The organism is Kocuria sp. LUK (assembly GCF_021012935.1).
GTDB classification, from domain to species: Bacteria; Actinomycetota; Actinomycetes; order Actinomycetales; family Micrococcaceae; genus Kocuria; species Kocuria flava.
Genome location: NZ_JAJMZI010000001.1, coordinates 213,369 through 226,605 on the forward strand (window position 1 = coordinate 213,369; position 13,237 = coordinate 226,605).

Below are 13,237 nucleotides of genomic sequence, written 5' to 3' on the forward strand. Positions count from 1 at the left end.
CGCGCCGGACGCCCGAAGACCACCGACCAGCCAATGGAGGAACCACCAGCATGAGCGACCGCAGCCTCAGGGGAATGCGCCTGGGCTCCCAGTCCATGGAGACCGAGGCCGGCGTCGAGCCGGCGCCGCGCCAGCGCGTGGAGTACCGCACCGCCGACGGCGAGAAGGTCGTGGTGACGTTCGCCGCGGAGGCCGAGATCCCGCCCGTGTGGGTCTCCAAGAGCGGCAAGGAAGCCGTCATCGTCAACGGCGAGAAGCCCGAGAACCCGAACGAGAAGCACCAGCGCACGCACTGGGACATGCTCCTCGAGCGGCGCAGCGTGGACGAGCTGGAGGAGATCCTGCAGCAGCGCATCGAGTACTACCGGGAGAAGCACGCGCTCTGAGCGCACCGCCCCGTGCACGTGCAGGAGGCCCCCACCCGCAACGGGTGGGGGCCTCCTGCACGTGGCGCCCGGGTCCCGGCACGACCCGGGCGGGCGGCCGGTTCAGCCCGCCCGGCCCAGCTTCCGCGCGAGCGTGCGCGCCCGGGCGCCCAGGCCCCACTGGGCGACCCGGACCACGGCCTCCCGGGTGACGTCCGGGCTCATCTTGGACACGCCCTCGGCGCGCTCCACGAAGGTGATCGGCACCTCGACGACGGTGAGCCCGGCGCGCTCGGTGCGCCAGCCGAGGTCGATCTGGAAGCAGTAGCCCTTGGAGTCCACGGAGTCCAGGCCGATCCGCTCCAGGGTCTCCCGGCGGAAGGCCCGGTACCCGGCGGTGATGTCGTTGATCCGCGAGCCCAGCAGCGTGCGGGCGTAGAGGTTGCCGCCGCGCGAGAGCAGCTGGCGCTGCAGCGGCCAGTTCACGGTGCGTCCGCCGGGGACGTAGCGCGAGCCGATGGCGAGGTCGGCGCCGCGCTCGACGGCGTCCAGGAGCAGGGGCAGCTGCTCGGGCTGGTGGGAGCAGTCGGCGTCCATCTCGACCAGGACGTCGTAGTCGCGCTCCAGGCCCCAGCGGAAACCGGCGATGTAGGCGGCCCCCAGGCCCTCCTTGCCCGCGCGGTGCAGCACGTGGACGTTGGCGTCGGCGGCGGCGATCTCGTCGGCCAGCCGGCCGGTCCCGTCGGGGCTGTTGTCGTCCACCACGAGCACGTGGCCCTCGGGCACGGCCTGGCGCAGCCGGCGCATCACGGTCGGCAGCGACTCGCGCTCGTTGTAGGTGGGGATGACGGTCAGTACGCGCACCGGGCGGGGTCCTTTCGGGGTTCGGACAGACCACAGGGCAGGCCCTCTCGCCTTCGGACCAGGTCCGCCCTGAGGGGACACGAACCTGTTTTCTACGGACGAGCGGGCCCACCCGGCAGCAGTTGCCCAGCCTATCCTGCGCCGTGCCCGCGGCCAAGAACGCCGCGGGCACGGCGGGGGCCCTTCAGTCGTCGGCGCGGTAGAGCTCCACGCCGTCGAGGACGGTGCGCCGGCACTCGGGCAGGCGGTCCGTGTCCAGGGCCGGCAGCAGCGGCGTGCGCGCCCGGGGGTCGGTGCTCCACGCGGCGCCGGTGCCCTCGGCCTGCTGCACCACGAGCGCCTCGACGTCCCACACGGCGAAGGTCGCCGGGGTGCCGGGGGCGAGCTGGCCCTGCATGGGGTCGGGGGTGCGGGCGGCCCGCCAGGCCCCGCGGGTGGAGGCCAGGAACGCCGCGCGCGCGGAGATCCGCTGCTCCGGGTCGTGGTGGGTGAGGCAGGCCCGGACGCTCTCCCACGGGGACAGGCCCACCACGGGGGCGTCGCTGCCCAGGGTCACGGGCACCCCGGCCCGGTGGAAGGCGGCCAGCGGGTTCATCCCGGCGGCGCGGCCGGGACCGAGGCGCTGCTCGTAGAGCCCGCCGGGTCCGCCCCAGGCGGCGTCGAAGCCGGGCTGGACGGAGACGGTCACGGACGCGCGGGCCAGCCGCTCGATGCCCTCGTCGTCGACCATCTCGGCGTGCTCGAGGCGGTGCCCCGCGGCGCGCAGGGCCCGCTCCCCCACGCGCTCGGCGGCGCGGTCGAGCCCGTCGAGGACCGCGTCCATGGCGGCGTCGCCGATGACGTGGAAGCCGCCCTGCAGGCCGGCCTCGGTCGTGGCGGCCAGGTGCGCGCCGATCTGCCCGGCGTCGAGGTAGGTCCGGCCCGTGCTGCCCGGGGCGTCGGCGTAGGGCTCGCGCAGGGCCGCGGTGCGCGAGCCGAGGGCGCCGTCGACGCACAGGTCCCCGGCGAGGCCGATCAGCGACTCGCCCCGGCGCACGGGGCGCCCGAGCAGCTGTGCGAGGGCCTCGTCGAAGCGCCCGGTCACGGCCCGGGCGCCCTCGGCGTCGGCCACGAGCTCCCCGAGGTAGGGCAGGACCCGGGGCAGGGGCTCCTCGGCGCCGACGCCGTGGTTGGCCAGGGCGACCAGGCGCACGAGGTCCTGGAGCGGGGCGACCTGCGGGGCGCTGTTCTCGGCGAGGGCCGCGTACCCGCGGGAAGCGGCGTGGCGCAGGGCGAGCCGGTGCAGCTCGGTGCGCCGGGCGTCGTCGAGGTCCAGGACGGCGGCGCGGACCCGGTCGTGGGCGGAGTCCTCGACGCGGCCGTCCTCGTGCCAGCCGGCGGTGCCGGGCAGGCCCAGCCGGTGGGCCAGGCCGGTGGAGACGACCCCGGAGTGCACGTCCACGCGGGTGAGGTAGACCTCGCGCCCGCCGGCGGCGCGCTCGAGCTCCTCGGCGCGCGGGGCCCGGCGCTCGGGCCAGCCCGACTCGTCCCAGCCGGAGCCCAGGAGCACGCCCGTGCCGGTCCCGGCCGCGGCGGCGACCGCGTCGAGCAGCTCCTGCAGACCGCCGGCGCCCGAGAGGTCGAGGGTGGACAGGGCCAGGGCCGTCTCGGTGACGTGGACGTGGGAGTCGACGAAGGCGGGGGCCAGCAGCGCGCCGTCGAGGTCGACGACGTCCATCCCGGGATCCTGGATCGAGGAGGCCGCCTCCTCCGAGCCGACCCAGGCGATCCGGGCGCCGTCGACGAGCACCGCGGAGGCGAACGGGTCGGCCGGGCTGTAGACCGAGCCGTTGCGGTAGAGCACGGGCCGGGCGGGCGGGGCGGGCAGGTCGGGACGCACGGGTCTCCTCTTCGGGGCGGGGCGGGGTGGGACGGGACGGGGCTCAGTCGTCGAAGGCCGAGTGGGCCACGACGCCGCGGCGGACCAGGTCGATGGCGCGGCGGCACCGGGTGCGCACGGACTCGTCGAGCAGGTCGATGGTGGCGAGCTGGTCGAGCACGTCGACCACCTGCTTGGCCCAGCGCACGAAGTCGCCGGCGGCCAGCTCGGTGCCGGCCAGCGCCGTGGCCAGGGACGCGCCCCGGGCCCAGCGGTGCATGGGCTCGACGAGGCCGAAGTCCGGCTCGGCGGTGGGGCGCAGCTGGTGCTCGGTCTCCCGGTCGGTGAGCAGCGACCAGTTGCGCACGACCGTGCGGGCGGAGCGGTCCATGGCCGCGGAGGCCAGCACGGGCTGGAAGCCCTGCTCCTCGCGCTTGGCCTGGTACGCCAGCAGGGTCACGACCGCGGCGGTGGCGGCGGGGTCGAGACCGTCGAGGAAGCCGTCGCGCAGGCTCAGCGCCAGCAGCAGGTCGCGGTCGCCGTAGATCCGGCGCAGCTGCTCCCCGGCCCGGGTGGGCCGCACCTCGCCGTCGGGGCGGGTCTCGAGGTAGCCGAAGGACGTGAGGACCTGCGAGACCCGGTCGAAGGTCTTGGCGATCGTGTTGGTGCGGCCGGCGATCTGGCGGGCCAGCCCGTCGGTCTCCCGGCGCAGGGTCCACCAGCGCTCGGCCCAGCGGGCGTGCTGCTCGCGGTCGGAGCAGCCGTGGCAGGGGTGGGCGCGCAGCGCCCGGCGCAGCTCGGTGATGCGGCGCTCGGCCGAAGAGGTGCCGCGGTCGAACTGGGCGGCGTGCGGGCGGGCGGCGCCGGGGCGCGGGGGGCGGTGCTCGCGCAGGGCGGCGCGCACGGAGGAGGCGAGGTCGCGGCGCTCCTTGGGGGTCTTGCCGGTGAAGTGCTTGGGCACGCGGATGCGCGAGACCGGCTCGAGCGGGCCGTCGAGGTCCTGGGCCCCGACCCGGCGCACCTGGTGGTCGATCGTGAGGATCGAGGGCCTGGGGTCGTCGCGGTGGGTGTCGGTGGACAGGACCACGGCGTAGCCGGCGTTGCGCCCGCGCGGGATGTCGATGACGTCGCCGGGCAGCAGGTCGTGCAGGGAGGCCACGGCGTCGGAGCGGCGCCGGCGGGAGTCGGTCCTCTCCGCGGCCTTCTCGGCGTCCTTGAGCTCCCGGCGCAGCCCGAAGTACTCGCCGAAGTCCCCGAGGTGGCAGGTCATGGCCTCCTCGTAGCCCTTGAGCGACTCCTCCTGGGAGCGGACCCGGCGGGCGAGCCCGACCACGGAGCGGTCGGCCTGGAACTGGGCGAAGGAGGCCTCGAGGATGCTGCGGGAGCGCTCGGCCCCGAACTGGGCGACGAGGTTGACCGACATGTTGTAGGTCGGCCGGAAGCTGGAGTTCAGCGGGTAGGTGCGCTTGGAGGCGAGCCCGGCCACGGCGCGGGGGTCCGTGCCGGGCTGCCAGAGCACCACCGCGTGGCCCTCGACGTCGATCCCGCGCCGTCCGGCGCGGCCGGTGAGCTGGGTGTACTCCCCCGGCGTGATGTCCACGCGGGCCTCGCCGTTGAACTTGTCGAGCTTCTCGAGCACGACGGAGCGGGCGGGCATGTTGATGCCCAGGGCGAGGGTCTCGGTGGCGAAGACGGCCTTGACGAGCCCGTCGGCGAACAGCTGCTCGACGAGCTCCTTGAACGCCGGCAGCATCCCGGCGTGGTGGGCGGCGACGCCGCGCAGCAGCCCGTCGCGCCACTCGTGGAAGCCGAGGACGTTGAGGTCGGCGGTCTCCAGGGTCGCGGCGGCCTCGGCGACGCGGGCGCGGATGGTCTGCTGCTCCCGGTCGGTGGTCAGGCGGACGTCCGCGGCCAGGCACTGTTCCACGGCGGCGTCGCAGCCGGCGCGGGAGAAGATGAAGGTGATGCACGGCAGCAGCCCCTCCGCGTCGAGGCGGCGGATCAGCTGCGGGCGGGAGACCCGACGGGTCTCGGGCGAGGGGCGGAAGCCCTCGCCGCCGTTGCGGCGGGCGTTGCGGTCGCGGGAGCGCCCGCCGGGCCCACGGCCGCCGCGGCGGCCCCCGCGCGGGTGCTCGGCGCGCGCCAGCTGCAGCAGCTCGGGATTGACCTCGGGCTCGTCGCGGCCGGGGCCGAGGCGCTCGGCGGCCTCCTCGACCGTGGTGTCGTCCACGAACAGGTCCAGCAGCCGGCTGCCGACCTGCACGTGCTGCCACAGGGGCACGGGGCGGTGCTCGGAGACGACGACGTCGGTGTCCCCGCGCACGGTGTCCAGCCACGCCCCGAACTCCTCGGCGTTGGAGACGGTCGCCGAGAGGGAGACCAGCTGCACGGACTCGGGCAGGTGCAGGATGACCTCCTCCCACACGGCGCCGCGGAAGCGGTCGGCGAGGTAGTGGACCTCGTCCATGACCACGAACCCGAGGTTCAGCAGCGTCGGGGAGTCGGCGTAGAGCATGTTCCGCAGGACCTCGGTGGTCATCACCACGACGTCGGCCTCGGAGTTCACGGAGGTGTCGCCGGTGAGCAGGCCCACGCGCCCGGCGCCGAAGGCGCGGGCGAACTCGTGGAACTTCTGGTTGCTCAGCGCCTTGATGGGGGTCGTGTAGAAGGCCTTCTGCCCCCTCGCCAGGGCCAGGTGCACGGCGAACTCCCCCACCACCGTCTTGCCGGCGCCGGTGGGGGCGGCCACGAGCACCCCGCGGCCGTCCTCGAGGCTGCGACAGGCCTCGAGCTGGAAGTCGTCCATCGCGAAGTCCAGGCGCTGCTGGAACGCCGCCAGCTCCGTCCTCGCGTGGGCGGCGCGCTGCTTGGCGGCGAGGTAACGGTCGGCGTGGGAGGACATGGTCCCAGCCTATCGCCGGGCGGGCGCCCGCCGGGCCCGCGGGCCGCCCCGTTCGCGAGGGGCCGAGCGGCCCCGCACGGGCCGGGCGGCGGGCCCGGTCCGGGAACGGCACCGCGGGCCGCGCCCGAGGGGGGGCGGGTCCGTTCCCGGGGGCGGGGCGGCTCCCGGGGGCGGGGCGGCTCCCGGGGAGGGCGCCGGGTCGGGCCCCGGGCCGTGCCGGGCGGCGGGCCCGGGCCGGTCAGGTGCCGGGGTGCTCCTCGGGGTCGCGGCCGAGCCGGTCGAGGTCCTCGGCGGTGGTCGCGGCGTCGGCGCCGGCCCCGGTCGTGGCCGCGCGGCGGGCCTCCCGACGCGCCCGCCGCCGGTCCAGCAGCAGGCACAGGACGACGGCGACGAAGAACAGCGCGAGCAGGGGCACGGCGAGGTAGAACATCGTCATGGGGTCCGGGCCCGGGGCGGCCATGGCCGAGACGAGCATGACGAGCACCACCACGACCCGCCAGCTGCGCAGGATCGTGCGCCCGGAGAGCACCCCCAGCATGTTCAGCCCCACCAGGAACACCGGCAGCACGAAGGCGACGCCGAAGGTGAGGATGAGCTGGAGGAAGAAGCGCAGGTAGGACAGGGCGTCGACCAGGTTCAGCCCGCCCGCGGGGGTGAAGGCCGTCAGCGCGTAGACCGCCGCGGGCAGGGTCAGGACCGCGGTCCCGGCCCCGGCGAGGAACAGCGGCACGGCGGCGAGCAGGAACCCGATCGCGTAGCGGCGCTCGCGCCGGTGCAGCGCGGGGGTGACGAACGCCCAGAGCTGGTAGAGCCACACCGGGCTGGCCAGCACGAGGCCCAGGACGAAGGAGACCTCGACCATGAGGCTGAAGGGCGAGCCCACGGCCGAGTAGTTGATGGTGGCCTCGCGGCCCTCGGCCTCCGTGAGCCGCTGCAGCGGCTCGGTGATGTAGGCCATGAACGGCTCGTAGAGCAGGAAGCCGCCGACCATGCCCAGGACCGTGGCCACGGCGGCCTTGATCGTGCGGTTGCGCAGCTCCCGCAGGTGCTCCGCCAGGGCCATCTGCGCCTCCGGGTTGGACCGGCGCCGGGAGCGGGGCTTCTTGGGGGCGCGGGGGCTGTGCGGTGGCATGGGACCTCGGGGCGACGGGTGCGGGCGGGGACGGGGCGCGCGCGGCTCCGCCTCCCCCGCCGGGCGGGGAAGGCGGAGCCGTGGCCGGCGCTCAGGCCGGGGAGCTGCCGGGGCGCTCGTCCGTGTCCCGCGGCGGGCGCGGGTCGGCGGCCGGGCGCGGGTCGGCCGGGCGCGGGTCGGCCGGGTCGCGGGTCTCGCCCTCGACCACGGTGGTCCGGCCCGCGGGCTCGTCGTCCTTCTTCATCTCCTTCACCTCGGACTTGAAGATGCGCATCGACTGGCCGAGGCTGCGGGCCATGCCCGGGAGCTTGGGGGCGCCGAAGAGCAGCAGGACGACCAGCAGGATGATGAGCAGCATCACCGGGCTGTCGAACAATCTACCCATGGAGGATTCCTTTCCGTTCGGCCCGGCGGAGGTCGCTGATCCGCTGGGGCCGGCCCGCGCGGTCCTTGCGCTCGATGCGGCGCTGCAGACGGGCGGTCGATCGTCGGTCGCGGCCGAGGCGGTAGTCGGCCAGGGCCTGCCCCACGGGTGTGAGGACGGCCGGTTCGGGCCGCGGGCGCACGGGGCGCGCCACGGCGGCGGCGTCCCAGCGGCCGCCGAGGTCCTCGGCCGCGGACTCCGCCTCGTGCAGCACGGCGAGGCCGCGGCGCACGACCCGCCAGAGCAGCAGCCCCAGGACCACGGCACCGGCCAGGACGAGCACCGTCCACAGCAGGACCCAGGACCACCAGAGCATGACCCCCAGTATAGGCGCGGTGCTCACCCGGCCCCGGCCCCGTCGTAGCCCGTCAGCGCAGAGTTCACCCAGAGTTCGACCTGCTCGGCCACGGCCTTCGGCCCGGCGACGGCCAGCTGCCCGCCGTAGCGGGTGACCAGTGAACAGACGGCCTCGGCGGTCTGGAACCCCACGAGCGCCGCCTCGTGCTCCCCGGCCGGGCCCGTGCGCGGGGCGTCCGGGGGGCGGACCACGGCGGTGCGCACGGCGTGGTACTGGTCGGCGATCCACCGGCTGCGCCGGTCGGTGATCAGCACCACCTCGACGGTGTCCGGGGTGCCCGGGGCCGGGGGCAGCGCCCCGGCGGCCTCCCGGGCCGCGGCCGGGCGCTCCCCCGCCGGCCCGGCGTCCTCGACCGAGGAGATCCGGTCCAGGCGGAAGCTGCGCATCCCCTCGGCCTCCAGGCACCAGGCGCGCACGTACCAGTGGGTGTTGGAGGAGAACACCTGCACGGGGTCGACGACCCGCTCGGTGAGCTCGTCGCGGGAGGGCACCACGTAGCGGATCCGCAGCCGCCGCCCCTGCTCCACGGCCCGGCGCACGGTGGCCATGACGTCGGCCAGGGCCGCGGCGGGGGCGTCGGTCGTGGGCCGGGCGCCGACCGCGTTGGCCAGCCCGGTGGCGTCCCCGGCCGCGCCGGCGACCTTGGCGATGGCCGAGGCCACCGCCTCGGAGTCCCCGCCGGGGACGGTGCGCAGGGTCTGCAGCCCCACCAGCAGCGCCGAGGCCTCCGGCTGCGTCAGCCGCACGGGGTCGGAGAGCTCGTCGGCGTTGGAGAGGTAGACGTGGCCGTCGTCCCAGGAGGCGTCGATGAGCTGGTCGGGCATGTGCCCGGGCTTGCCGCACACGAACAGGGTGTTGAGGTCGGCGATCAGCTCCTGGTCGGTGATCCCGAAGCGGCGGGCGGTCTCCTCCAGCTCGGCGCCCTGGTGGGCGTAGACCCACCGGACGATCTCCAGCAGCCGGGAGAGGTGGTCGGCCGTCGAGAGCTTGTTGCGGGTGGCCTTGCGGGAGCGCACCGTCCAGTCGACCTCGACCCCGCGGAAGCGCGCGTGCGCGGCGGCGGCCGCCCGCAGGCGGCGCACCACGGCCGCGCGCACCTCGGCCTGCAGGGTCGGGGCGGTGCCGTCCCCCTCGGCGGGCACGACGACGCCGGGACCGGCCGCGGCGATCTCCTCGGCGAGGATCTCGGTCTCGGCGAAGGGGATGTGCAGCACGTCGGCGCCCCCGGGGCCGGCGCCGGCCTCGCAGCTCGAGGCCATGCGCCGCAGCATCAGGGCGTGGCCGGGGCGGGCCAGGACCGCGACGGTGCGCGCGGGGGCGTGGGAGACCATCGCGGACAGCGCCTCGTTCATGGAGAAGTCCGCCGGCGGGTCGAACTGCCGCCGCGTCACCGTCACGTCGGAGACGATCCGCGACAGCCGGAAGGTCCGCGAGTCCTGCCGGTCGAGGTCCCAGCCCACCACGTACCAGTTGCCGTAGCGGGAGCCGATCCCCCACGGGCGCACCCGGCGCGTGGTCAGGGTGTCGGTGGAGCGGGCGAGGTAGTCGAAGCGGACCTCACGGTGGCGGACCACCGCCGAGAGCAGCGGCTCGAAGGACGGCTCGTGGGCGGTGAGCGTGGGCTGCAGCAGCGGCGGGGCGTCGTCGTCGGGCAGGCCGTCGATCGCGGGCTCGAGCTTGCGCAGCGCCCGGCGGGCGAGCTCCCCCAGGGAGGCGTCCGTCCAGGCGTTGGCGGCCAGGGCGAGCACCGCCGACTCCTCGGCGGTGAAGCGCAGCGGCGGCAGCGTGAAGGACCCGCGCGGGATCCGGTACCGGTGCCCGTGGGTGTCGTCCGGGAAGAGGGGGTCGTCGGCGACCTCCTCGATGGGGTAGCCCAGGTCGCGCAGCTCGGCCTTGTCGCGCTCGAACATCCGCTCGAACGCCTCCTCCGAGGCGGACTCCGCGTACGACGGAACGGCCTCCCGCAGCTCGGCGCGCGTGTACCCGCGCTCGCGGGAGACCAGGGCGATGAGCAGGTTGAGAAGCCGCTCCGTCGATCGGGCTGCCATCCGGGGGGTCCTCAGCGGACGTCGAGGAGGTCCACCACGAAGATCAGCGCCTCGTCGGGGCCGATGACCCCGCCGGCGCCCCGGGAGCCGTAGGCCATCGCGGCGGGGATCTCGAGGCGGCGGCGCCCGCCGACCCGCATCCCCAGCAGGCCCTGGTCCCAGCCCTGGATGACCTGGCCGATGCCCACAGTGAAGTCCAGGGGCTGGCCGCGGTTCCAGGAGGCGTCGAACTCCTCGCCGCCGGAGAAGGTCACCCCGACGTAGTGGCAGGAGATCTGCTTGCCCGCGGTCGCCTCGGCGCCGGTGCCCTCGATCAGGTCGGTGATCACCAGCTCGGTGGGGGCCTCCCCCTCGGGGAAGTCGATCTCCGGCTTGGTGCGGTCGAGCTTGCGCTCTCCGAAGGACATGGCTGCTCCTGGAGGGGTCGGGGCGGCCGGGCGGCCGCCGGTGGGAGGACGCGGGGCTCCGGCCCCGCGGCGGGGCCGGAGCCCCACCGGGCCACGATAGCGGACGGGAGGCTACTCCCCGGACCCGCCGGCCTTCCCGGACGGGGCGGCGGAGGGCTCGCCGGTGGGCTCGGCGGCGGGGGCCTCCGGGGTGTCCACGGCGGCGAGGACGTCGACGACGAACAGCAGCGAGCCGGCCGGGTAGGTCGAGTCCTTCCCCAGCTCCTTCTTCGTGCCGTAGGCCTGGTCGACCGGGACGGACAGGACCACGCGGGAGCCGGTCTTCTTCCCGACCAGGCCCTTCTGCCAGCCCTCGATGACGTTGTCCAGGGCGAAGGCGGCCGGGGTGCCGTTCTCGTAGGAGGAGTCGAAGGTCTTGCCGTCGGACCAGGCGACGCCGACGTAGTTCGCCACGACCGTGTCGCCCTCGGCGACCTCCTCGCCGTCGCCCTCGATGAGGTACTCCGAGACGAGCTTGCCGGGGGCCTTGCCCTCGGGCTTCGCGATCTGCGGGACGCCCTCCTCGTTCTCGGTGACCTCCGGCAGGCCCTTCGGGACGTCCTCCATCTCGCCCTCGACGCCGGCGGGGATCTTCTTGACGACCTCGTAGACCTCCACGGAGGTGGACTCGTCGCCGGCGGCCCCGGCCGTCTGCGGGGAGGAGTAGGCGATGATCGCGCCCTCCCGGGCGTCCACCAGGGCGTCGTACATCTCGGGGATGGACTCCTTGAGCCCCTCCTCCACCCGCAGCACCTGGCCGGCGCCCTGGGAGTAGGTCTCACCGATCGAGGAGCCGTCCGAGCCCTTGAACAGGGCCGCCTGCAGCAGGATGGTGTCGCCCTCGCCGAGCTCCTCCCCCTCGCCCTCGCGCAGGACCTTGGCCCCGGCCTCCTCGACGTTCATCGGCGTCTCGAAGGACACGGAGGGCGCGGTGCCCTCGGCCGGGTCGCCCTCGAGCTCGACGGAGTCGACGCCGGGACCGGAGCAGCCCGCCAGCACGAGCGCAAGGGACAGGGCGGCACCGGTGGTGGTCAGGGTCTTTCGCACAGGTTTCTTCCTCCGGAGGGAACGGGTGGGGCGGCACGGGCCGTCGCCGGCCGCGCCCAGCCTAGTGCAGGGCGCTGGACGCCGCCTGGACGGGGCGGGCGCTCAGAGCACGGGGGCGTCCCCGTGGGGCGCGTCCGGGCCCGCCCCGGCGGGGCGCAGGGAGTCGATGAGGGCGTCGGCCTCGGCGCTGACGGCCGCGAAGGGGTCCTGGCACACGACGGTGCGCTGGGCGCGGTCGTTGACCTTCAGGTGCACCCAGTCGACCGTGTAGTGGTGGCCCGAGGCCACCACGGCCTCGACGAAGCGCCCGCGCACGGCCGCCCGGGTGGGCGGGGGCGTGCGGGTGGCCGCCTCGACGCGCTCGGCCGGCACGAAGCGGGCGGCGAGGCCGCGGCGCTCGAGCAGGTCGAACAGCCCCCGCCCCGGGGCGGTGTCGTGGTAGGCGAGGTCGAGCTGCGCCAGCCGCGGGGAGGCCTCGTCGAGGCCGTGGCGGGCGGCGTAGTCGTCGAGCAGCCGGCGCTTGATCGCCCAGTCCAGCTCGGTGTCCACCCCGGAGGCGTCCCGGCGGGCGACGGCCTCGAGGCCGCGCTCCCACAGGTCGAGCACCCACGGGACGCGGTCGTGGTGGGCGCCCTCCCGGTCCACGAAGTCGCGGGCGGCCTCGAGGTGCTCGCGCTGCAGGTCCAGGGCCGAGCGGCGGCTGCCGTCGGCGAGCGCGACGCGGGTGGTGCCGGTGAGGTCGTGGGAGATCTCGCGCAGGGCGCGGACGGGGTCGGCGAGGGTGCGGTCGGGCATGATGCGCCCGGCCTCGATCATGCGCAGGACGAGGTCGGTGGTGCCGATGCGCAGGGCGGTGGTGGTCTGGGACATGGTGGAGTCCCCGACGATCACGTGCAGGCGGCGGTGGTGCTGGGGGTCGGCGTGGGGTTCGTCGCGGGTGTTGATGAGGGGGCGGGAGCGGGTGGTGGCGGAGGAGGAGGCCTCCCAGATGTGGTCGGCGCGCTGGGAGAAGGAGTAGCTGGGGGTGCCGGGGGTGCCGAGGGCGGTGGTGCCGAACTCCTCGGGGCCGGTGGGGTGGAGCTTTCCGGCGCCGACGAGCAGCTGGCGGGTGACGAGGAAGGGGATGAGCACGGCGAGCAGGCGGGGGAAGCCGGTGCGGCGGGCGATGAGGTAGTTCTCGTGGGAGCCGAAGGAGTTGCCGCGGGAGTCGACGTTGTTCTTGAACAGGTAGAGGCTGCCGGGCACTCCTTCCACGGCGAGGGCGTGCTCGGCGCGGCGGCGGAGGTCGTCGAGGATCAGCTCGCCGGCCTTGTCCTGGGCGACGAGGTCCTCGAGGGTGGCGCACTCGGCGGTGGCGTACTCGGGGTGGGAGCCGACGTCGAGGTAGAGGCGGCCGCCGTTGGGCAGGAACACGTTGGAGGACCGGCCCCAGGCGACGACGGGGGCGAAGAGGCGGCGGGCGGCCTCCTCGGGGGGCAGGGGGCGGGCGCCGGGGGCGCTGTGGGCGAGGCCGAACTCGGTCTCGATGCCGTAGATCCTGCGGTCCATGGGGGCTACTGGCCGCCCTTCTGCACGAAGCCCTTGACGAACTCCTCGGCGTTGGTCTCGAGGACGCCGTCGATCTCGGCGAGGAGGTCGTCGGTGGTGCCGGTGGTGGGGGTGGTCTGTGCGGTGGGGGCGGTGGGTGCCGGGGCGGGGTCGGGCAGGTCGGTGTCCTCGCGGCGGCGCTCGCCGGTGCCGAAGATGCGTTCCTGGGCCATGGGGGTCCTCCTGGTGGGTGCGGTGGGGTGGTC

Annotated in this window: 12 protein-coding genes; 1 reads left to right on the plus strand and 11 read right to left on the minus strand. The window is 75.2% G+C overall.

Annotated features, from left to right (window positions below):
- Positions 1-50: 50 nt before the first annotated feature.
- The gene (locus tag LQU92_RS00960; RefSeq protein WP_101852283.1) at positions 51-386 is read left to right on the plus strand and encodes an RNA polymerase-binding protein RbpA; all 336 of its coding nucleotides are present in this window, start codon (positions 51-53) and stop codon (positions 384-386) included.
- 102 nt (positions 387-488) lie between these two features.
- On the opposite strand, the gene LQU92_RS00965 is transcribed toward LQU92_RS00960, so the two are convergent.
- The 11 genes from LQU92_RS00965 to LQU92_RS01015 all read right to left on the minus strand — a co-directional run bounded on the left by LQU92_RS00965 (position 489) and on the right by LQU92_RS01015 (position 13,204).
- Complete coding sequence (locus tag LQU92_RS00965; RefSeq protein ID WP_101852284.1) at positions 489-1,229, minus strand: polyprenol monophosphomannose synthase; 741 nt, start codon at positions 1,227-1,229, stop codon at positions 489-491.
- 184 nt (positions 1,230-1,413) lie between these two features.
- A complete protein-coding gene (locus LQU92_RS00970) occupies positions 1,414-3,108 on the minus strand; it encodes an amidohydrolase (protein WP_230659886.1) in 1,695 nt (564 codons plus the stop codon).
- A 43-nt stretch (positions 3,109-3,151) separates the two neighbouring features.
- Positions 3,152-5,989: an RNA helicase gene (locus tag LQU92_RS00975; RefSeq protein ID WP_230659889.1), complete on the minus strand. Its 2,838-nt coding sequence runs from the start codon at positions 5,987-5,989 to the stop codon at positions 3,152-3,154.
- 238 nt (positions 5,990-6,227) lie between these two features.
- Positions 6,228-7,121: a twin-arginine translocase subunit TatC gene (tatC, locus tag LQU92_RS00980; protein ID WP_230659892.1), complete on the minus strand. Its 894-nt coding sequence runs from the start codon at positions 7,119-7,121 to the stop codon at positions 6,228-6,230.
- A gap of 91 nt (positions 7,122-7,212) precedes the next feature.
- On the minus strand, positions 7,213-7,506 hold the full coding sequence (gene tatA, locus LQU92_RS00985; RefSeq protein WP_101852286.1) for a Sec-independent protein translocase subunit TatA: 294 nt from the start codon (positions 7,504-7,506) through the stop codon (positions 7,213-7,215).
- Positions 7,499-7,861, minus strand: a complete 363-nt coding sequence (locus LQU92_RS00990) for a hypothetical protein (RefSeq protein WP_058858855.1) — start codon at positions 7,859-7,861, stop codon at positions 7,499-7,501. The genes tatA and LQU92_RS00990 overlap by 8 nt, the downstream gene beginning before the upstream one ends.
- 23 nt (positions 7,862-7,884) lie before the next feature.
- The gene (locus LQU92_RS00995; protein ID WP_230659895.1) at positions 7,885-9,951 is read right to left on the minus strand and encodes a WYL domain-containing protein; all 2,067 of its coding nucleotides are present in this window, start codon (positions 9,949-9,951) and stop codon (positions 7,885-7,887) included.
- Positions 9,952-9,962: 11 nt separating this feature from the next.
- Positions 9,963-10,358 (minus strand): FKBP-type peptidyl-prolyl cis-trans isomerase, encoded by a 396-nt coding sequence (locus LQU92_RS01000; protein ID WP_058858853.1) that lies wholly within the window; start codon positions 10,356-10,358, stop codon positions 9,963-9,965.
- A gap of 111 nt (positions 10,359-10,469) precedes the next feature.
- Entirely contained in the window at positions 10,470-11,444 is a 975-nt protein-coding gene (locus LQU92_RS01005) for an FKBP-type peptidyl-prolyl cis-trans isomerase (RefSeq protein WP_058858852.1), read from the minus strand.
- 102 nt (positions 11,445-11,546) lie between these two features.
- On the minus strand, positions 11,547-12,992 hold the full coding sequence (gene pafA, locus LQU92_RS01010) for a Pup--protein ligase (RefSeq protein ID WP_230659898.1): 1,446 nt from the start codon (positions 12,990-12,992) through the stop codon (positions 11,547-11,549).
- A gap of 5 nt (positions 12,993-12,997) precedes the next feature.
- Entirely contained in the window at positions 12,998-13,204 is a 207-nt protein-coding gene (locus tag LQU92_RS01015) for a ubiquitin-like protein Pup (RefSeq protein WP_058858850.1), read from the minus strand.
- Between the last annotated feature and the right edge of the window lie 33 nt (positions 13,205-13,237).

Coding starts and splice junctions, on each gene's coding strand:
- LQU92_RS00960 (WP_101852283.1), top strand. CDS start 51: ATGAGCGACCGCAGCCTCAGGGGAATGCGCCTGGGCTCCCAGTCCATG.
- LQU92_RS00975 (WP_230659889.1), bottom strand. CDS start 5,989: ATGTCCTCCCACGCCGACCGTTACCTCGCCGCCAAGCAGCGCGCCGCC.
- tatC (WP_230659892.1), bottom strand. CDS start 7,121: ATGCCACCGCACAGCCCCCGCGCCCCCAAGAAGCCCCGCTCCCGGCGC.
- tatA (WP_101852286.1), bottom strand. CDS start 7,506: ATGGGTAGATTGTTCGACAGCCCGGTGATGCTGCTCATCATCCTGCTG.
- LQU92_RS00990 (WP_058858855.1), bottom strand. CDS start 7,861: ATGCTCTGGTGGTCCTGGGTCCTGCTGTGGACGGTGCTCGTCCTGGCC.
- LQU92_RS00995 (WP_230659895.1), bottom strand. CDS start 9,951: ATGGCAGCCCGATCGACGGAGCGGCTTCTCAACCTGCTCATCGCCCTG.
- LQU92_RS01000 (WP_058858853.1), bottom strand. CDS start 10,358: ATGTCCTTCGGAGAGCGCAAGCTCGACCGCACCAAGCCGGAGATCGAC.
- pafA (WP_230659898.1), bottom strand. CDS start 12,992: ATGGACCGCAGGATCTACGGCATCGAGACCGAGTTCGGCCTCGCCCAC.
- LQU92_RS01015 (WP_058858850.1), bottom strand. CDS start 13,204: ATGGCCCAGGAACGCATCTTCGGCACCGGCGAGCGCCGCCGCGAGGAC.